Source organism: Rossellomorea sp. GQ25 (assembly GCF_059758515.1).
The window spans coordinates 1,049,451-1,067,883 of the sequence record NZ_JCAXEQ010000001.1 but is presented as its reverse complement, the minus strand read 5'-3'; the positions used below and the strand labels follow the sequence as shown (position 1 = coordinate 1,067,883).

Here is an 18,433-nt window from a genome sequence, read left to right as displayed (position 1 = left end):
ATGGCAGTAAAAATCAGATTAAAACGTATGGGAGCAAAAAAATCTCCTTTCTATCGTATCGTAGTTGCAGATTCTCGTTCACCACGTGATGGACGTCAAATCGAAACAGTTGGAACTTACAACCCTGTTGCTAAACCAGCTGAAGTGAAAATCGATGAAGAGTTAGCTCTTAAATGGTTATCTAATGGTGCTAAACCATCTGACACAGTTCGTAACCTATTCTCAAAACAAGGCATTATGGAGAAATTCCACAATGCTAAAAACAGCAAGTAATCGATTAGATCGATGAAAGATCTTATTCTAACGATTGTGAAACCTTTAGTTGACCATCCGGACGCTGTCCACATTGAAACGGATGAAGGGACGAACGGCTTAACATATAAGTTATCTGTTCATCCTGAGGACATGGGAAAGGTTATTGGGAAACAAGGGCGAGTAGCTAAATCGATTCGAACTGTGGTATACGCTGCAGCAGGATCTTCACAACAGAAGAAAATCTTCTTAGAGATAGTGGAGTAAGGAAGCTGACATTTAGCTCTTTACTCGAAAGGGTCCTAAGACCCTGAACACCGACTCTATAGAATCAGGGGACTGACCCACAAAGGTTAATATATAGCCTTAAGATGTCAGTCCCCTTTTTCATAGGCTAAAGACCTGCACAATCCAACAACTCCCCCAAGAGAACACCCTAAGGATTTAGTACAACAGCGTGGGGTGAATAGAAGGAGGAGGAAGAATTTTTGAATGTGATACATACGATTACGATTAAACAGGTGTTAACAGAAAAGAGTAAGGATTTGTTAATGAAACGATATGAAAATCAAAAGTTTCATTTAGCCAAGGAAAGCGATCAGTTACAGTTCGAAATGAAAAAGATCGAACGAGGTAAGAAATACCCGTCACATAAATTAAATCAGCACTTCGAAAGGGAATTGAATGAGCGGGCTGAAAAGATCAAGCTCTTGGATTTCCAAATCGAGCAGTTAAATATCCTTCCTATTGGAAGCGAGCTAAAGGAAAAGGAAGTCCAAGGTATGGTGGACATTCAAGTTGGTGACAATTGGGAAGAAGAAGCACTTTCTAAGACAATTGTAATAGAAGATGGTATTGTGAAAGAAATTCGTTGATGTAAGAGGTGAAAGCGATGGAAAAGTGGTTTAATGTTGGTAAGATTGTCAATACTCATGGAGTTAAAGGAGAATTAAAGATCGTTTCTACGACAGATTTTCCTGAGGAGCGATATCAAAAAGGGAACACACTTTATTTGTTTCAAGGTCAAAACCAAGAACCGATCAGTCTCGTGATCAAATCTCATCGAAATCATAAGAGCTTTGATTTATTGACCTTCGAGGGGTATGAAAATATCAATGAGGTTGAGAAGTTTAAAGAAGGTATCCTGAAGGTACAGGAAGACCAATTGCAGGAACTGGAAGAAGGAGAATACTATTTCCACGAAATCGTTGGCTGTAAGGTCTTAACAACTGCCGGGGAAGAGCTTGGGACCATAAAAGAGATTCTAAGCCCGGGAGCGAACGACGTATGGGTTGTGAAGGGGCAAAGAGGGAAAGAATACCTTATCCCTTACATAGAGGATATCGTGAAGACGATCGACATAGAGAAACAGCTCGTTACGATTGAACCGATGGAAGGCTTGTTATCATGATGAGAATTGATGTCCTGTCTATATTTCCATCCATGTTCGAAGGGATCTTTGGTGAATCAATCCTCAAGAAGGCTTACGAAAAAGAAGCCGTAAGCTATAATGTGATTAACTTCAGAGAATACGCTGACAATAAACATAATCAAGTTGATGATTATCCTTACGGTGGAGGAGCCGGAATGGTATTGAAGCCACAGCCTATCTTTGATGCGGTCGATGCATTAAAGAATGAGCAACTATCAAAGCCAAGGGTCATCCTGATGTGTCCACAAGGGGAACGCTATACACAGCAAAAAGCAGAGGAACTTGCGAAGGAAGATCATCTCGTATTTATATGCGGTCATTATGAAGGCTACGATGAGCGGATCAGGGAGCATGTTGTAACGGACGAAGTATCGATTGGAGACTATGTATTAACGGGTGGAGAACTTGGCGCCATGGTTGTCATCGATAGTGTAGTTCGCCTGCTTCCTGGAGTACTTGGGAATGAGGATTCACCCATTCAGGATTCGTTCTCATCAGGACTCCTGGAGCATCCCCATTATACCCGGCCGTCGGACTTTAGGGGGATGAAGGTACCAGAGGAGCTGATCTCAGGGAATCATCGTCTGATAGATGAATGGAGAGAGAAAGAGAGTCTGAGAAGAACCTTTGAAAGAAGGCCGGATCTATTAGAAAGCTATACGCTCACAGATCGACAAAAAGCATGGGTAGAGGATTGGAGAAAGTCTAAATAGGCTATTGCATCCTGGTAGTCTGTGTGATATTATATTCTTTGTGGCTTGAGGGGTTATCCCCTGTTGTCATTGATCCCGATGTTCCGCTGCAATCTTTCGCTTTTGTAAGAGCATCTGTTGGAAGGAGTTGAAAAAGATGCACAAATTAATCGAAGATATTACGAAAGAACAACTTCGCTCTGATCTACCATCTTTCCGTCCTGGTGATACAGTACGTGTACACGTTAACATCGTTGAGGGTACTCGTGAACGTATTCAGGTATACGAAGGAGTAGTAATCAAACGCCGCGGTGGCGGTATCAGCGAAACATTTACTGTTCGTAAAATTTCTTACGGTGTAGGTGTTGAACGTACTTTCCCAGTACACACACCAAAAATCGCTAAATTAGAAGTTATTCGTCGCGGTAAAGTCCGTCGTGCGAAACTTTATTATCTGCGTAACCTGCGTGGTAAAGCGGCACGTATTAAAGAAATTCGATAAGAACGTAAGAAAAGGAGCTTGGAGACAAGCTCCTTTTCCTTATTCTACAAGCTCTTTTGTTAGCAATAAAATGAAACGTCCTGCAGACGGCCCGACTATTTTAATGAAGCCACCTTTTTTTAATGAGAAATACAAGAATTTCTAGTAGAATAGAAAAAGATAGAAAAATACATTGGGTGGTGGAGATGTGGTTAAAGAGAAAAATGAGTGGTGGGAGTGGATGAAGGCGCTGTTGATCGCGGTAGGTTTAGCTGCAATTATCAGATTCTTTTTATTTGCACCCATTGTTGTCGATGGATTATCAATGATGCCTACTTTACATAATGGAGATCGAATGATTGTAAGTAAATTAGGGGAGCCGGAGCGATTTGATATCGTCGTTTTCCATGCACCTGAACAAAAGGACTATATCAAACGCGTCATCGGGCTCCCGGGGGATGAAGTAGAGTACAAAAATGATACATTATATATTAACGGAAAAGCGTATACTGAACCATATTTACAGAAGTATAAAGATCAATTAAATAAAGGTGTGTTAACAGAAGATTTCACTTTAAATGATATCATTGAAAAAGACACTGTTCCTGAAGGGGAAATCTTTGTGATGGGTGACAATCGCCGTTTCAGCAAAGATAGTCGTCACATCGGTACAGTTCCACTGGAAGAAGTGATTGGTGATACAAAAGTGATCTATTGGCCTGTTAAAGATATAGGTTTCGTGAAATAATAGAAAAAAGTTGTTTGGAGGTGGTCATATGACAATACAATGGTTTCCAGGGCATATGGCTAAAGCTCGTAGACAAGTTACTGAGAAGTTAAAACTTGTAGACATAGTGATTGAATTAGTAGATGCGAGAATACCGTTATCGTCAAGAAATCCAATGATAGAAGAAATTATTGGACAAAAGCCGCGACTTGTTTTGTTAAATAAAGCAGACATGGCTGATACAAATAGAACAAATCAGTGGATTTCTTATTTTAAAGAGCGAGGAATAACAGCTCTTGCTGTAAATGCACAGGCTGGCAAAGGACTTCAAGCCATCGTTCAAGCCGCTAAAGAAATATTAAAAGAAAAGTTCGACCGCATGAAATCAAGAGGAATGAGACCTCGTGCCATAAGAGCCATGATTGTCGGTATTCCTAATGTAGGAAAATCCACATTAATCAATCGCCTCGCTAAGAAAAATATAGCGAAAACAGGAAATACTCCTGGAGTGACAAAAGCCCAGCAATGGATCAAAGTAGGGAAAGAGCTTGAACTACTCGACACGCCGGGTATTTTATGGCCAAAGTTTGAAGATCCGCAAGTTGGATATAAACTGGCATTGACCGGTGCCATTAAAGATACCATCTTGAATTTACAGGATATCGCCGTTTATGGTTTGCGATTTCTTGAAGAGCACTATCCAGAGCGATTAGAAGAGCGCTACGGCCTCGAAGAAATACCTGAAGAAGTAGTGGATAGCTTCGATAAAATTGGAGCTAAGAGAGGCTGTCTGATGGCTGGTGGAGAAGTGAATTATGACAAGACATCTGAAATTATCGTCCGTGACATTCGAAATGTACAATTAGGACCCATGACCTTTGATATCATTGGAGAGACTGAGCGAGAAAGCGAATAAAAAAGAGGCTGTAAAAAGAGGGAATCTCTTTTGCGCAGCCTCTTTATTTATGTGAGGTACATCCGATATATATAGGAGGAGCATTGTGAATACAATACATATGACCATTAAAGAAATAAGAAAAATCATCAAGTCTGCTTCTGCTCATGATCCGATTCTTGAAGAATTGAAGAAGGACGAAAGAATTGGTGTCCAAAAACTATTACAACAGGTTGAACGCGAGCAGATGAAACGAAAGAAGGAAAGAGAAGAATTTGCCGTCCTTACTCAATATGAAAGTGAACTTAAACAGCAAGGATTCACCCTCATTGCAGGAATCGATGAAGTAGGTAGAGGTCCTTTAGCAGGTCCTGTGGTAGCGGCTGCCGTCATTCTGCCCCATGACTTCTATTTGGCGGGATTAAATGATAGCAAGAAGATAACAGAAGCAAGAAGAGAAGATTTCTATGAATACATCAGGGAACACGCAACATCTGTTGGAGTAGGAATGGTACATGCTGATGAAATTGATTCCATAAATATTTATCAGGCTACAAAAAAGGCTATGAGTGAAGCGATCGTCAGCCTGCCGGTTCAGCCTGAGTATTTATTAATCGATGCGATGAAAATTCAATCGCCCTTTCCGAGTCAGTCGATCATTAAAGGAGACTCGAAAAGTATATCCATTGCCGCAGCATCCATCATTGCCAAGGTAACACGTGACCGCCTGATGAAGGAGTATGCCAGTACCTATCCTGGATATGCGTTTGAGAAGAATGCAGGATATGGAACAAAGGATCATTTAGGCGGGTTAGAGAAATTAGGAGTGACGCCCATTCATCGAAAGAGCTTTGCACCGGTGAAGGAGCTTCTATAGATTAGTAGCCGTTTGGATCGTACTTAATAGTGTAAACAATGAAACGAATTTGATTTACAATGAACGGGAGACAGGGATATGACCCATATTCATGGTACTACTAGTAATCAGCCCCTCGACCAAAAGCCCTTTTCCATTCAAAGTGGAAAAGTTCTATATATCAGCGTTCATAAGCTGTTAGGAGAGGGAAATGCAGAGGTGTCAGCAAATGGACAACGGTTTATTGCAAAACTTGAAGCACCAATGGAAGCTGGAGAACGTTATTGGGTAGAAGTGAAACAATCTGAAAAAGGAGTAAATCTCCATCTAATCCCAAACCGTGCGCAAGCTGGAGGAGATAATGGGAAGCATACAGCAGCAGATCTTTTACAGCATTTTTCCATATCAACTAAAGGGAAAGAAATGAACGAATTTGTTATGGAGCTAATGAAAAAAAATATTCCCATATATAAAGAAATGTTATTATTTGGTGAGAAACATTTGATAGGGAAAGATTCATCAGAAAGTGTGAAAACCCTGGTTGAAATGGCTAAGAGGAACATGCCGCTTTCTGACAGGATCTTTCTTTCAATGAGATCGGGAACTTCAACAGCCAGCATTTTATCCATGTTAAATGAGCTGGCTTCAAAGTTAATCGGAACGGGAAGGGACACGGCCACACTTCATTTACTTACTGGGATCCAGAAACCGTTGAATAGATTGGCCACAGAAAAACTTGTGAGTAATGCATTATCTAATTTAGTTGATCCTTCCCAAACCTTCTCTAATCGATTAGGCCATTTCGATCTATTGAAATCACTAGGAGTCTTTCCGAAAGGAATTCCCATGAATCAATGGAAGAAAGGGTTAAAGACAACGGTTTTCGAAGAACTGAAACAGTCCTCACACGGGCAGTGGGAAAGAGAGATAGAGCTTCTAAGAAGCCGATTGGCAGATTTTCCAGGTGCTGCTCCCGTAAAGCTTCGAAATGAACTGCATCAGCTTCTATCATCGACTACTGGCAGGGGTCCGGGATTTCCTAAACTATCTGGTACTCATATCGATAAATGGATTAATATTATATGGAGTTCGGAGACTGTACTAAATGGAGAACCTTCCTTCCTGGCAGCTAAAGAGCTGATGGGAGTAGTGGGAGAGGGGAAGTGGCGGTCTATTGAGATGAACTATATGAGGCTCTTGCAATCTTATGGAAGAGGCACACCAGCATCGAACATGGAACAGCTGTTTCAAAAACTTCACCTACAGATAGAACAAGAACTCACTCAGACCATTCGGGGAGAAGAACTGGCAAGGGTGTTGAAAAAAGTAATGGGAACGTTTGGGATTAACTTTGAAGCTCAGTTACAAAAAAACGGACAAGAACTTCAAATTCATCCAACACTTAAGCAGCATCTCATTGGGTTAAGTCAAAATCACCCACTCTCCGATATTCGAATGCTAGCCGATGATCTTGTTCTGAAGATGAACCACCAAGTGCTTCAATCACAGGAAAGTTCTCCTTTTCTAACAATCGTACAACAATTCCCATTTTCTCTATTCGGACAGAGCACCGATATCACCCTTCAATGGACAGGGAAAGAGAAAGAAAAAGGTGTGATTGATGGAGATTACTGCCGGGTTTTATTTTATTTAGAGCTGGATATCATGAAAGAGACATTAATCGATATGCAGGTTCAAAATCGAGTGGTTTCCTTGACCGTTTGGACTGACCACCCAAACGCAGAAAGAATGTCCAGATCTTTTATTCCTGGATTAAAAGAGGGTCTGGAGAAGCTGAACTATCAACTATCTATGGTAAAGGTGAAAGCTCCGGATAAACAAGTCAAGCTTTCTGATAAAATCATGGAAGAACGCTTTAAAACGTTTTCGGGAGTTGATTTAAAGATATGAAAAACCCTCATGAAAGAAAAGAAGTGATTGCATTAGGCTATAATCAAAGTAGTGAATCAGCTCCAAAGGTCCTTGCTAAAGGGAAGGGAATCATTGCTGAAAACATTTTAGTTCAAGCAAAAGACCATCAAATACCGGTACAAGAAGACAAGAGCTTACTCTCACTTCTTGGGAACCTGGATATTAGAGAATCAATACCAGAAGAATTATATGGTGCTGTAGCGGAGGTTTTTGCTTTCATCTATCGATTAGATCGGGATGTAGCGGGGAAGGGATAATTTCTTTGTTAATCTAATATACTCCATGTCGCTAAACGGTGTGAGCACGTATTTGAATAGCAAATTATATTTTTTAAGAATAATAATTTCAAGGATAAACCTTCCAAGAACAATGGAACATATGGAGTAATTCTACTATTTTATGTTCAGAATTTTAAAATTAATATAATATTTTTAGCATAATGGTAGACAGATATACTGTCATTTTATACAATGAAAGCGCAGTCTATTTTTTGAAGAGTTTGATAGGAGGATGGAAAATGAATATCCATGAATATCAAGGTAAAGAAATCCTCAGAAATTACGGGGTATCCGTACCAAATGGTAAAGTGGCTTTTACAGCTGAAGAAGCAGTAGAAGCGGCGAAGACATTAGATTCCAGCGTGTATGTAGTGAAGGCTCAAATCCATGCAGGTGGTCGAGGTAAAGCTGGCGGAGTAAAAATCGCAAAAAGCCTGGACGAAGTGCGTACATATGCAGATGAGTTAATCGGTAAAACTTTAGTAACTCACCAAACAGGTCCTGAAGGTAAGGAAGTAAAGCGCTTACTTATTGAAGAAGGCTGTGATATTAAGAAAGAATATTACGTAGGTCTAGTATTGGACCGCGCGACTTCCCAAGTTGTCCTGATGGCTTCTGAAGAAGGCGGAACAGAAATCGAAGAAGTAGCAGAACAAACACCTGAAAAAATCTTTAAAGAGTATATTGATCCAGTTGTTGGATTAACAGGTTTCCAAGCGAGACGTATTGCATTCAATATCAATATTCCTCAAAAACTTGTTGGAAAAGCAGCTAAGTTCATGATGGGTCTTTACAACGTGTACATCCAAAAGGATGCTTCGATTGTCGAAATCAATCCTTTAGTTGTCACAGGTGATGGAGACGTAATGGCATTGGATGCGAAGTTCAACTTCGATTCAAACGCTTTATACCGTCAAAAAGATGTGATTGAATTACGCGATCTTGAAGAAGAAGATGCGAAAGAAATCGAAGCTTCTAAATATGACCTAAGCTATATTTCCTTGGACGGAAATATCGGTTGCATGGTTAACGGAGCCGGTCTTGCCATGGCAACGATGGACATCGTAAAGCATTACGGCGGAGATCCCGCTAACTTCCTTGATGTTGGGGGCGGTGCTACAGCGGAAAAGGTAACAGAAGCATTTAAAATCATTCTTTCTGATGAAAACGTTAAAGGTATTTTCGTCAATATCTTCGGTGGAATCATGAAATGTGACGTTATTGCAACAGGTGTTGTAGAAGCAGCAAAGCAAATCGGTCTTCAAGTTCCACTTGTGGTTCGTCTTGAAGGAACAAATGTTGACTTAGGGAAAGAAATCCTTAATAAATCAGGATTGAATATTATTGCAGCTGAATCTATGGCGGACGGCGCACAAAAAATCGTTGAGCAAGTAGGCTGAGAAAGGCGGGGGACTAATGAGCGTATTTATTAATAAAGATACCAAGGTTGTTGTACAAGGGATTACAGGATCAACAGCTCTTTTCCATACGAAGCAAATGCTTGAATACGGTACACAAATCGTGGCAGGTGTAACACCTGGAAAAGGCGGAACTGAGGTTGAAGGCGTACCTGTTTTCAATACAGTTGAAGAAGCAAAGAAAGCAACTGGCGTAAATGCATCCGTCATTTATGTTCCTGCTCCGTTTGCAGCAGATGCAATCATGGAAGCGGTAGATGCTGAGCTTGATTTGGCAATCTGTATTACAGAACATATCCCGGTATTGGATATGGTGAAGGTTAAGCGTTATATGGAAGGCAAGAAAACACGTCTTGTAGGACCGAACTGTCCAGGAGTCATCACTCCTGAAGAGTGTAAAATCGGGATCATGCCTGGTTACATCCATACGAAAGGACATGTAGGGGTTGTTTCACGCTCTGGTACACTTACTTATGAAGCAGTTCACCAACTTTCACAAGCGGGAATCGGTCAGTCAACGGCAGTCGGTATCGGTGGAGACCCTGTGAACGGAACAGACTTTATCGATGTATTGAAAGCATTCAATGAAGATGAAGATACGTATGCCGTCATCATGATTGGTGAAATCGGCGGTACTGCTGAAGAAGAAGCTGCTGAATGGGTTAAAGCCAACATGACTAAACCTGTAGTAGGATTCATTGGAGGACGTACAGCACCTCCAGGAAAACGTATGGGCCATGCAGGTGCGATCATTTCAGGCGGTAAAGGAACAGCTGATGAGAAGATTCGCGTTATGAATGAATGCGGAATTCAAGTTGCTCCTACACCTTCAGATATGGGCGAAACATTAATAAAGGTTCTTAAAGAAGAAGGAATCTTAGATAAATGTAAAACTCATTAATCATGTTTTGAGACTGATGGCATTCAAGCTATCAGTCTCAGTTTTATATTCTCTATTAAACAAAATTCAGGAGGTTATAAATGAAAGAACGTCGTCATATTCTATTTCATATTCATCATTGTCGAGGAATTGGATTGAAAGGTACAAAAAGATTACTAGAATCGCTCCAGAAATTACACTCTATCTTTGATTTATCCCCTTCCACGCTTCAACAGATTACCCTTTCTACCACTGTCAATTCAGAACTCTTCTATAGAGATCTTCATTCATTTAATTCAGACCGATACAAAAAACTTTATTCAGAAAATGATATAGACTGGATCACAATTATGGACGAAGATTACCCTGCTCTACTGAGAAACGTATATGATCCCCCCTTTCTTCTCTTTTTAAAAGGAAACAGGAATCTCCTTCATGGGCCAAAGAAATTGGCCATTATTGGTTCGAGAAATGCCACCTCTTATACTGATAAAGTTCTTCGCGATATGATTCCAAAGCTGGTGAAGAAAGAGGTAGTCATTGTAAGTGGACTAGCGCAAGGTGCAGATACGGTGGCTCATAACGAAACGATTCAATCAGGTGGCCAAACGATAGGTGTCCTTGGTGGAGGTTTCAACCACATTTATCCGAAGCAAAATGAAGGATTAGCCCATCGTATGATGAAGCATCAGCTTCTCCTCTCTGAATATCCCCCTTATATTAAACCTGAAAAATGGCAATTTCCTTTTAGAAATAGGATCATCAGCGGTCTTTCCGATGCAGTGCTTATTACGGAGGCAAGAAAAAAGAGCGGGACGTTCATCACGGCTGATTATGCATTAAATGAAGGAAGAGAAGTATTGTGTATACCAGGATCCATATATGAGCCGTTAGCAGATGGAACCAACAATCTAATCCAGGAAGGTGCAAGAATGGTCTTATCAATAGAAGATATTTTTTCAGAACTGGGAGTATAAAGTTAAAACATATGATATAGAATCTTTTAATAAAGCTCTTTTAGGAAGTTTGTTGCTTTCTTAGATAAGAAAGTAGTAGTTGATTTCCACTACAGGATGCTCGCTTTCCACGGGGCTTAGGGGCTCGAGGTCATAAGCCAAGTCTGCCAAAAAGGAAAAAAGCGCCTTTTCAGCAGACTCGACTTATGCTTGTCACCCCTGTGCAAAACCCCTCCGCTTTTCGTACTGTCCAGCTATTCCCGCAGGAGTCGAGCACCTGCAGCGAGAATCAATCTTCGAAGCATGTTTTCGTAAAAGTAATAAATACAAAAAGTTTTAGCAAGCAACTACTTTTAAGGAGAGTATAGATTGATTTCCTTTAGAAAAAAATTCTGTTTCCTAGTTAGATTGTTTTTTGACACCTTTTAGCTCTGTCACGAAATCTCTTAAAGATGGTGAGGGGAACTGCGTAGACTCCACCGGAAGAACGGTCGTGCCGAGACCCCGTTCGGCTAAGCTGAGGAGGCTCGGTCGAACGCTAGCTGCAAGCGAAGCAGTTCCCCTCACCATCCTGTATACACTTATTGACAGAGCTCAGGCAGACTTTCTGTATAAAGCAACAATCTTTGCGAAAAGAGCCTTTAATAAAGAGCGGTTTTTACTAAGAATGTTTGAATAATTACAAGTTATTTATACAAAATGGTTGCAATTATTGTGAAACTGGTATACATTTTGCAACAGGTATCTAAAACTATATATAAGAGAAATAAATCGTTAAAAATAGTAATTATCTACACTGATATCAAGTCCATACCTATGTGAATGAAAGTGTAAACGTTTCCGTTTCACTTGGATCATAAACATTCCAAGGTGCTATAAACAGTGATTATTTCCCTCTTTAAGGAGGCTTATTGGATGGCAGATTATTTAGTAATAGTAGAGTCGCCGGCAAAGGCGAAAACAATTGAGCGTTATTTAGGAAAAAAATATAAGGTCAGGGCTTCAATGGGCCACGTCAGAGACTTACCGAAAAGTCAAATGGGCGTAGATGTAGAAAACGAATTTGAACCTAAGTATATAACGATACGAGGTAAAGGTCCTGTATTAAAAGAATTGAAAACCGCAGCAAAAAAAGTAAAAAAAATCTTCCTCGCGGCTGACCCCGACAGAGAAGGAGAAGCAATTGCCTGGCATTTGGCTCACAGCCTTGACATGGACACCACTTCCGACTGTCGTGTGGTATTTAATGAGATCACGAAGGATGCCATTAAAGAGTCTTTTAAGCATCCACGCGCGATCAATATGGATTTAGTCGATGCTCAGCAGGCACGTAGGATTTTAGATCGATTAGTGGGTTACAACATCAGCCCGCTCCTTTGGAAAAAAGTTAAAAAAGGTCTAAGTGCAGGGAGAGTGCAATCCGTCGCACTAAGATTAATTATTGACCGGGAAAATGAAATCAAAAGCTTTACTCCAGAAGAGTACTGGTCAATAGAAGCTGAATTCACAAAAGGGAACGATACATTCCAGGCATCGTTTTACGGAATGGATGGTAAGAAGGTTGAATTGAAGACCGAAGAAGATGTGAAAGAAGTGCTTGGTAAAGTAAAAGGGAAGTCCTTTGAAATTAACAAAGTAACAAAAAAGGAAAGAAAACGGAATCCTGCTCCTCCATTTACAACTTCTTCACTACAGCAGGAAGCAGCGAGAAAATTAAACTTCCGTGCAAAGAAAACCATGATGCTTGCCCAACAATTATATGAAGGAATTGAGATTGGGAAAGAAGGCACGGTTGGTTTTATTACTTATATGAGAACAGACTCGACTCGTATTTCTGAAGTGGCTCAAAAAGAAGCGAACGAATACATCGTTAATAAATATGGAAATGACTTCGTTAAGCAGTCTGAGCGTAAAGAGAAAAAACAACAAAAATCTCAAGATGCCCACGAAGCCGTCCGTCCAACCAGTACATTAAGGGATCCACTTTCAGTGAAAGAATATCTTTCAAGAGATCAATACAGACTTTATAAATTGATTTGGGAACGATTTGTAGCAAGTGAAATGTCTCCAGCAATAATGGATACGATGAGTGTTGATATTGTAAATGGTTCAGTCATGTTTAGAGCAACCGGCTCTAAAGTGAAGTTTCCAGGCTTTATGAAAGTGTATGTTGAAGGATCTGATGATCAGAAAGAAGAAAAAGACAATCTTCTACCAGCCTTGGAAGAAAACGATAAAGTGAAAAGTGAAAGAATTGATCCAAATCAGCATTTTACTCAACCACCACCAAGGTATACAGAAGCAAGGCTCGTTAAGACCCTGGAAGAACTGGGTATTGGCCGGCCATCCACATATGCTCCGACTCTTGATACGATTCAACGAAGAGGCTATGTAACACTGGATAATAAGCGTTTCATTCCAACTGAACTGGGGGAAATCGTCTTAGAACTGGTGAGAGAGTTCTTCCCGGATATCATTGACGTCGAGTTTACGGTAAACATGGAACGCAGCCTGGATGATATTGAAGACGGCAATGTGAAGTGGGAAAGAATCATCGATCGCTTTTATCAGGATTTTGAAAAGCATTTAGAAAAAGCGGAAAATGAGATGGAAAAAATCGAAATCCGCGATGAACCTGCCGGTGAAGATTGTGAAGAATGCGGACATCCAATGGTATTCAAAATGGGTCGGTATGGAAAGTTCATGGCCTGCAGTAATTTTCCTGACTGCAGAAATACTAAGCCAATCGTCAAGGAAATTGGTGTGAAATGTCCAAAATGTGATAAAGGTAATATCATCGAACGTAAAAGCAAGAAAAAGCGTATTTTCTACGGTTGTGATCAATACCCTGAATGTGACTTCTTATCATGGGATAAGCCAATCGAACGTAAGTGTCCGAAGTGTTCAGAATTGCTCGTAGAGAAAAAGCTTAAAAAAGGGAATCAAATTCAATGTACGAATTGTGATTATAAAGAAGAACCTCAGAAGTAGTGTGAGTTTCCTGTTCATCGGAACAATAAAAAAGATTGATTGTTGAACAATGAACTTATACAATGTAACAAGGGACTGTCCCAACAGGTGATCTCTCTATTACCTGATGGGTCAGCCCTTTTCTGTTTGCATTTAGTCATTTTAGAAATGACAAATTCTCAATATGCTTTTGTCTTTTATATCATTGTGCATTGGTGTACAATACAATTTGGTTAAGATGAAGGATTGATTTACAGGAGGTTTATATAGATGCCAGTAAATGTTATTGGAGCAGGGTTAGCGGGAAGTGAAGCCGCTTGGCAGATTGCGAAGAGGGGAATAAAGGTTAACCTTTTTGAGATGAGACCGATACGTCAAACACCTGCCCATCATACAGATAAATTTGCAGAGCTTGTGTGCAGTAATTCACTTAGAGCGAATGCATTAACCAATGCTGTTGGTGTATTAAAAGAGGAAATGCGGTATTTAGATTCCGTCATCATGTCAGCAGCCGATGCCTGTTCCGTTCCTGCAGGAGGAGCATTGGCCGTGGATCGTCACGAATTTGCAGCCCAGGTCACTGAAAAAGTGAAGAGTCATCCAAATGTCACGGTATATAATGAAGAGGTCACGGATTTACCTGAAGGAATTACCATTGTAGCAACAGGGCCACTTACTAGTGAGAGTCTTTCAGAGAAAATCAGAAAAGTAACAGGAGAAGAACATTTATATTTCTACGACGCAGCTGCACCAATCATTGAGAAAGATTCCATTGATATGGACAAAGTGTATTTGAAATCCCGGTATGACAAAGGGGAAGCGGCATACTTAAATTGCCCGATGACAGAAAGTGAGTTCAATCGTTTCTACGAAGCCCTTATTTCAGCTGAAACAGTGCCTTTAAAAGAATTTGAAAAAGAGATATTCTTTGAAGGCTGTATGCCGATTGAAGTGATGGCCTCCAGGGGGAAGAAGACCATGTTATTTGGTCCTTTAAAACCGGTGGGATTAGAAGACCCTAAAACAGGTAAACGACCATATGCTGTTGTTCAGTTAAGACAAGATGATGCAGCAGGAACACTTTACAATATTGTGGGCTTCCAAACACATTTAAAGTGGGGCCCGCAAAAAGAAGTGCTTCAATTAATTCCGGGTCTTGAGAATGCAGAAATTGTCCGTTTTGGGGTGATGCACAGAAATACCTTTATCAACTCCCCCAATGTTCTAAAGGATACCTATCAACTAAAAGAGCATGAGAACCTGTTTTTTGCCGGGCAAATGACTGGAGTGGAAGGTTATGTAGAATCTGCTGCCAGCGGGCTGATCGCGGGAATCAATGCAGCGAAATTGGCTCTAGGTGAATCACCCGTGGTATTCCCTCATGAAACAGCGATTGGAAGTATGGCAAGGTATATAACGACGGCTAACAAGAAAAACTTCCAACCGATGAATGCTAATTTCGGTCTACTCCCTGATTTGCCAAAAAAGGTCAAAGGCAAAAAAGAGCGTAATGAGCAACATGCCAATCGGGCCTTAGAAACAATTCAGAACTTTGTGAAAAAAGTGTAAAATTCATTGCAAGGGCAGCTGGGTTGTGTTACTATTTAGTAGCCCTTGTGAGGTGTTAAAAATGAAAAATCAATTATATGAACAATTACAATCCTTTACTGAATATATACAAATAGAAAAGCATTATTCTGCTCACACTTTTGAACAATATCGTCATGATATTGAAGAGTTCTACGTATTTATGAAAGAACAAGGTTTAAGTTCATTAAAAGATGTCGAGTATTCTGATGCGAGACTTTTTTTAACTAAGCTGCATGATCATGGACTAATGAGATCTTCCATTTCAAGGAAGGTTTCCAGTTTAAGAAGTTTTTATCGTTACTTAAATCGGGAAAAGCAGCTCACCGATAATCCATTTTCCTTTGTCAATCTTCCTAAAAAAGAACAGCGATTGCCTAAATTTTTTTATGAGGAAGAAATACAAGCATTGTTAGAAGCGTGCGGAGGAGACAAGCCTTTAGACATTCGCAACCGGGCCATCTTTGAACTTCTTTATGCTACGGGTATTCGCGTAAGTGAATGCACAAGCATGAAGCTGAAGGACGTAGATTTAGGGCTTTCTACAATCCTTGTTAAAGGTAAGGGTAACAAAGAGAGATATGTACCATTTGGAAGCTTTGCTCACGATGCTATAGAACAATACATAACAGAGTCCCGACCTAAGTTAATGAAGAATCAAACTCATACCCAATTGTTGGTCAATCATCGTGGTGGAGCATTAACCCAAAGAGGGATACGTCTTATCTTAAATAAGATTATCGAGAAGGCTTCCTTGACCGGAAAAATCCACCCTCATATGTTAAGACATACGTTTGCCACGCATTTACTTAATAATGGTGCCGATTTAAGAACGGTTCAGGAGCTTCTTGGACACTCACAGTTATCATCAACTCAAGTATATACTCATGTATCGAAGGATCAGTTGAGAAAAACATATTTAGCACATCATCCACGTGCTTAGAAGAGTTGGAGGTCAGGATATGGAACAATTCCATGCAACCACTATTTTTGCTGTGCAGCATAAAGGCAAATGTGCGATGTCCGGGGATGGACAGGTGACATTTGGCAATACAGTTGTGATGAAGCATACAGCAAAAAAAGTACGGAAGCTATTTAATGGCAAAGTATTAGCAGGTTTTGCCGGTTCTGTTGCCGATGCATTCACACTATCAGAAAAGTTCGAAGGAAAGCTTCAGGAATTTAATGGAAATCTCCCGAGGGCAGCTGTTGAATTGGCTAAAGAGTGGAGGAGCGACAAAGTGTTAAGAAAGCTTGAAGCGATGTTGATTGTAATGGATGAAAATCACTTGCTGCTAATTTCAGGAACAGGTGAAGTCATTGAACCGGACGATGGGATTTTAGCCATTGGATCCGGTGGTAACTATGCATTATCTGCTGGAAGAGCTTTAAAACAATACGCGGGTGACCATTTATCTGCCAGGGGAATCGCTCAGTCTTCCTTACAAATTGCTGCTGATATATGTGTATATACAAATAACCAAATTATTGTTGAAGAGCTATAAACATTAATCATTAGGTTAAAATTTTTATATTCTTTTACACTATAGGGAAAGTAAGGAGTGTGCCATTTGATGAAGAGTACTGATCACTTAACTCCAAGGCAAATTGTTGAACGTCTTGATCAATATATTGTAGGACAAAAAGACGCAAAGAGAGCGGTCGCTGTTGCATTACGAAATCGATATCGCCGTAGCCTTCTTTCTGATGTATTAAAGGATGAAGTGATTCCAAAGAACATTTTAATGATGGGGCCAACCGGTGTAGGGAAAACGGAGATTGCCAGAAGAATTGCGAAGCTTGTTAGAGCTCCTTTTGTAAAAGTAGAGGCTACTAAGTTTACTGAAGTAGGCTATGTTGGACGTGATGTGGAATCAATGGTGAGAGATTTAGTCGAAACGTCTGTCCGCCTGGTAAAAGAGGAAAAAATGGTAGGGGTTCGTGAAAGAGCAGCTGAAAATGCTGGCCGCCGCTTAGTGGAACTCGTTGTACCATCTAAGAAAAAGTCCAACTCTTATAAAAACCCTTTTGAAATGATCTTTGGTGGTAATCAGACTCAGGGCACTTCGGAAGAAGAGGAAGAAAAGCAAGAAGAGAATTCCCTTCAAGAGCAAAGGCGCAGAGTGGAAACAAGACTTCAAAATGGTGAACTTGAAGAGGAGTTCATCACGATTGAAGTAGAAGAGCAGCAGCCCTCCATGTTCGACATGCTTCAAGGCTCCGGTATGGAACAAATGGGTATGAATATGCAGGATGCTATGAGCAGCTTTATGCCAAAGAAAAAGAAAAAACGTAAATTAAAAGTGAAAGAAGCAAGAGTCGTCCTTACAAATGAGGAAGCTCAAAAGCTTATTGATATGGATGAAGTAACACAGGAGGCAATCGTGCGTGCAGAACAATCAGGAATCATCTTTATTGATGAGATTGATAAAATAGCAAGCAAGAGCTCTGGTCAATCTTCAGCCGATGTTTCGAGAGAAGGGGTTCAGCGTGACATCCTTCCTGTTGTAGAAGGATCTACGATTGTCACAAAGCATGGTTCGGTGAAAACAGATCACGTGCTATTCATAGCCGCAGGTGCCTTTCACATGAGTAAACCATCTGATCTTATTCCGGAATTACAAGGACGTTTTCCAATAAGAGTGGAACTTCAAAAGCTATCTACAGAAGACTTTGTGCGTATACTCGTTGAACCTGATAACGCAATCATTAAACAATATATTGCTTTAATGGAAACTGAAGGTATACAAATTGAATTTTCTGACGATGCTATTCGTAGACTTGCTGAAATTGCCTATGATGTAAACCAGAACACGGATAATATAGGAGCCAGAAGACTTCATACCATTATGGAAAAACTTCTCGAGGACCTTTCCTTTGAAGCTCCTGATATTACATTGGAAACGATTAATATCACACCTAAGTACGTGGATGATAAGTTAGGCGCTATATCTAAGAATAAGGATCTGAGTCAGTTTATTCTATAAGTTTTCACTTTCATTCTATTGGGTAAAGATAGATGAATCAATCAGAATACAAAATTAAATAATAGATACACTTAAGTTGTAGTAGGAGGA

General features: G+C 40.3%; 19 protein-coding genes. All 19 read left to right on the top strand.

Features of this window, described 5'->3' with window-relative positions; translation table 11 throughout:
• The 19 genes from rpsP to hslU all read left to right on the top strand — a co-directional run bounded on the left by rpsP (position 1) and on the right by hslU (position 18,343).
• On the top strand, positions 1-273 hold the full coding sequence (gene rpsP / locus AC6CIB_RS05695) for a 30S ribosomal protein S16 (protein ID WP_032088859.1): 273 nt from the start codon (positions 1-3) through the stop codon (positions 271-273).
• Between the two features lie 12 nt (positions 274-285).
• Positions 286-519 (top strand): KH domain-containing protein, encoded by a 234-nt coding sequence (locus tag AC6CIB_RS05690; RefSeq protein WP_498278562.1) that lies wholly within the window; start codon positions 286-288, stop codon positions 517-519.
• Positions 520-740: 221 nt separating this feature from the next.
• On the top strand, positions 741-1,127 hold the full coding sequence (locus AC6CIB_RS05685) for a YlqD family protein (RefSeq protein ID WP_498278560.1): 387 nt from the start codon (positions 741-743) through the stop codon (positions 1,125-1,127).
• Positions 1,128-1,144: 17 nt separating this feature from the next.
• Positions 1,145-1,663: a ribosome maturation factor RimM gene (rimM, locus tag AC6CIB_RS05680; RefSeq protein ID WP_113968241.1), complete on the top strand. Its 519-nt coding sequence runs from the start codon at positions 1,145-1,147 to the stop codon at positions 1,661-1,663.
• Entirely contained in the window at positions 1,663-2,397 is a 735-nt protein-coding gene (trmD, locus tag AC6CIB_RS05675; RefSeq protein ID WP_498278684.1) for a tRNA (guanosine(37)-N1)-methyltransferase TrmD, read from the top strand. Before rimM ends, trmD begins: the two co-directional genes overlap by 1 nt.
• A 136-nt stretch (positions 2,398-2,533) precedes the next feature.
• Positions 2,534-2,878 (top strand): 50S ribosomal protein L19, encoded by a 345-nt coding sequence (gene rplS, locus AC6CIB_RS05670; RefSeq protein WP_032088854.1) that lies wholly within the window; start codon positions 2,534-2,536, stop codon positions 2,876-2,878.
• Between the two features lie 187 nt (positions 2,879-3,065).
• Entirely contained in the window at positions 3,066-3,605 is a 540-nt protein-coding gene (gene lepB / locus AC6CIB_RS05665; protein WP_498278557.1) for a signal peptidase I, read from the top strand.
• 28 nt (positions 3,606-3,633) lie between these two features.
• A complete protein-coding gene (gene ylqF, locus AC6CIB_RS05660; protein WP_498278555.1) occupies positions 3,634-4,500 on the top strand; it encodes a ribosome biogenesis GTPase YlqF in 867 nt (288 codons plus the stop codon).
• A 100-nt stretch (positions 4,501-4,600) separates the two neighbouring features.
• Complete coding sequence (gene rnhB / locus AC6CIB_RS05655) at positions 4,601-5,356, top strand: ribonuclease HII (RefSeq protein ID WP_498278682.1); 756 nt, start codon at positions 4,601-4,603, stop codon at positions 5,354-5,356.
• 78 nt (positions 5,357-5,434) lie between these two features.
• The gene (locus tag AC6CIB_RS05650) at positions 5,435-7,246 is read left to right on the top strand and encodes a TP0910 N-terminal domain-containing protein (protein ID WP_498278553.1); all 1,812 of its coding nucleotides are present in this window, start codon (positions 5,435-5,437) and stop codon (positions 7,244-7,246) included.
• Positions 7,243-7,524: an EscU/YscU/HrcU family type III secretion system export apparatus switch protein gene (locus tag AC6CIB_RS05645; protein ID WP_498278551.1), complete on the top strand. Its 282-nt coding sequence runs from the start codon at positions 7,243-7,245 to the stop codon at positions 7,522-7,524. The genes AC6CIB_RS05650 and AC6CIB_RS05645 overlap by 4 nt, the downstream gene beginning before the upstream one ends.
• Positions 7,525-7,784: 260 nt before the next feature.
• Positions 7,785-8,945, top strand: a complete 1,161-nt coding sequence (sucC, locus tag AC6CIB_RS05640) for an ADP-forming succinate--CoA ligase subunit beta (protein WP_498278549.1) — start codon at positions 7,785-7,787, stop codon at positions 8,943-8,945.
• Between the two features lie 16 nt (positions 8,946-8,961).
• Positions 8,962-9,864 carry a succinate--CoA ligase subunit alpha gene (gene sucD / locus AC6CIB_RS05635; protein WP_044337414.1) on the top strand — a complete coding sequence of 301 codons (903 nt, stop codon included), beginning with the start codon at positions 8,962-8,964 and terminating at the stop codon, positions 9,862-9,864.
• 80 nt (positions 9,865-9,944) lie between these two features.
• Positions 9,945-10,820, top strand: a complete 876-nt coding sequence (gene dprA, locus AC6CIB_RS05630; protein WP_498278547.1) for a DNA-processing protein DprA — start codon at positions 9,945-9,947, stop codon at positions 10,818-10,820.
• Positions 10,821-11,714: 894 nt separating this feature from the next.
• Positions 11,715-13,790 (top strand): type I DNA topoisomerase, encoded by a 2,076-nt coding sequence (gene topA / locus AC6CIB_RS05625; protein ID WP_498278545.1) that lies wholly within the window; start codon positions 11,715-11,717, stop codon positions 13,788-13,790.
• Positions 13,791-14,039: 249 nt separating this feature from the next.
• On the top strand, positions 14,040-15,338 hold the full coding sequence (gene trmFO / locus AC6CIB_RS05620) for an FADH(2)-oxidizing methylenetetrahydrofolate--tRNA-(uracil(54)-C(5))-methyltransferase TrmFO (RefSeq protein ID WP_498278543.1): 1,299 nt from the start codon (positions 14,040-14,042) through the stop codon (positions 15,336-15,338).
• A 61-nt stretch (positions 15,339-15,399) separates the two neighbouring features.
• Positions 15,400-16,299, top strand: coding sequence for a tyrosine recombinase XerC (gene xerC, locus AC6CIB_RS05615; protein ID WP_498278541.1), 900 nt, complete (start codon positions 15,400-15,402; stop codon positions 16,297-16,299).
• Between the two features lie 19 nt (positions 16,300-16,318).
• Positions 16,319-16,861: an ATP-dependent protease subunit HslV gene (gene hslV / locus AC6CIB_RS05610; RefSeq protein WP_498278539.1), complete on the top strand. Its 543-nt coding sequence runs from the start codon at positions 16,319-16,321 to the stop codon at positions 16,859-16,861.
• Between the two features lie 69 nt (positions 16,862-16,930).
• Positions 16,931-18,343 (top strand): ATP-dependent protease ATPase subunit HslU, encoded by a 1,413-nt coding sequence (gene hslU, locus AC6CIB_RS05605; protein WP_498278680.1) that lies wholly within the window; start codon positions 16,931-16,933, stop codon positions 18,341-18,343.
• The last annotated feature ends 90 nt before the right edge of the window (positions 18,344-18,433 follow it).

Bases quoted from the DNA above. Each gene is read 5' to 3' on its own strand.
- rpsP (WP_032088859.1), top strand. From the start codon at position 1: ATGGCAGTAAAAATCAGATTAAAACGTATGGGAGCAAAAAAATCTCCT.
- AC6CIB_RS05690 (WP_498278562.1), top strand. From the start codon at position 286: ATGAAAGATCTTATTCTAACGATTGTGAAACCTTTAGTTGACCATCCG.
- rimM (WP_113968241.1), top strand. From the start codon at position 1,145: ATGGAAAAGTGGTTTAATGTTGGTAAGATTGTCAATACTCATGGAGTT.
- trmD (WP_498278684.1), top strand. From the start codon at position 1,663: ATGAGAATTGATGTCCTGTCTATATTTCCATCCATGTTCGAAGGGATC.
- rplS (WP_032088854.1), top strand. From the start codon at position 2,534: ATGCACAAATTAATCGAAGATATTACGAAAGAACAACTTCGCTCTGAT.
- ylqF (WP_498278555.1), top strand. From the start codon at position 3,634: ATGACAATACAATGGTTTCCAGGGCATATGGCTAAAGCTCGTAGACAA.
- rnhB (WP_498278682.1), top strand. From the start codon at position 4,601: ATGACCATTAAAGAAATAAGAAAAATCATCAAGTCTGCTTCTGCTCAT.
- AC6CIB_RS05650 (WP_498278553.1), top strand. From the start codon at position 5,435: ATGACCCATATTCATGGTACTACTAGTAATCAGCCCCTCGACCAAAAG.
- AC6CIB_RS05645 (WP_498278551.1), top strand. From the start codon at position 7,243: ATGAAAAACCCTCATGAAAGAAAAGAAGTGATTGCATTAGGCTATAAT.
- sucC (WP_498278549.1), top strand. From the start codon at position 7,785: ATGAATATCCATGAATATCAAGGTAAAGAAATCCTCAGAAATTACGGG.
- sucD (WP_044337414.1), top strand. From the start codon at position 8,962: ATGAGCGTATTTATTAATAAAGATACCAAGGTTGTTGTACAAGGGATT.
- dprA (WP_498278547.1), top strand. From the start codon at position 9,945: ATGAAAGAACGTCGTCATATTCTATTTCATATTCATCATTGTCGAGGA.
- topA (WP_498278545.1), top strand. From the start codon at position 11,715: ATGGCAGATTATTTAGTAATAGTAGAGTCGCCGGCAAAGGCGAAAACA.
- trmFO (WP_498278543.1), top strand. From the start codon at position 14,040: ATGCCAGTAAATGTTATTGGAGCAGGGTTAGCGGGAAGTGAAGCCGCT.
- xerC (WP_498278541.1), top strand. From the start codon at position 15,400: ATGAAAAATCAATTATATGAACAATTACAATCCTTTACTGAATATATA.
- hslV (WP_498278539.1), top strand. From the start codon at position 16,319: ATGGAACAATTCCATGCAACCACTATTTTTGCTGTGCAGCATAAAGGC.
- hslU (WP_498278680.1), top strand. From the start codon at position 16,931: ATGAAGAGTACTGATCACTTAACTCCAAGGCAAATTGTTGAACGTCTT.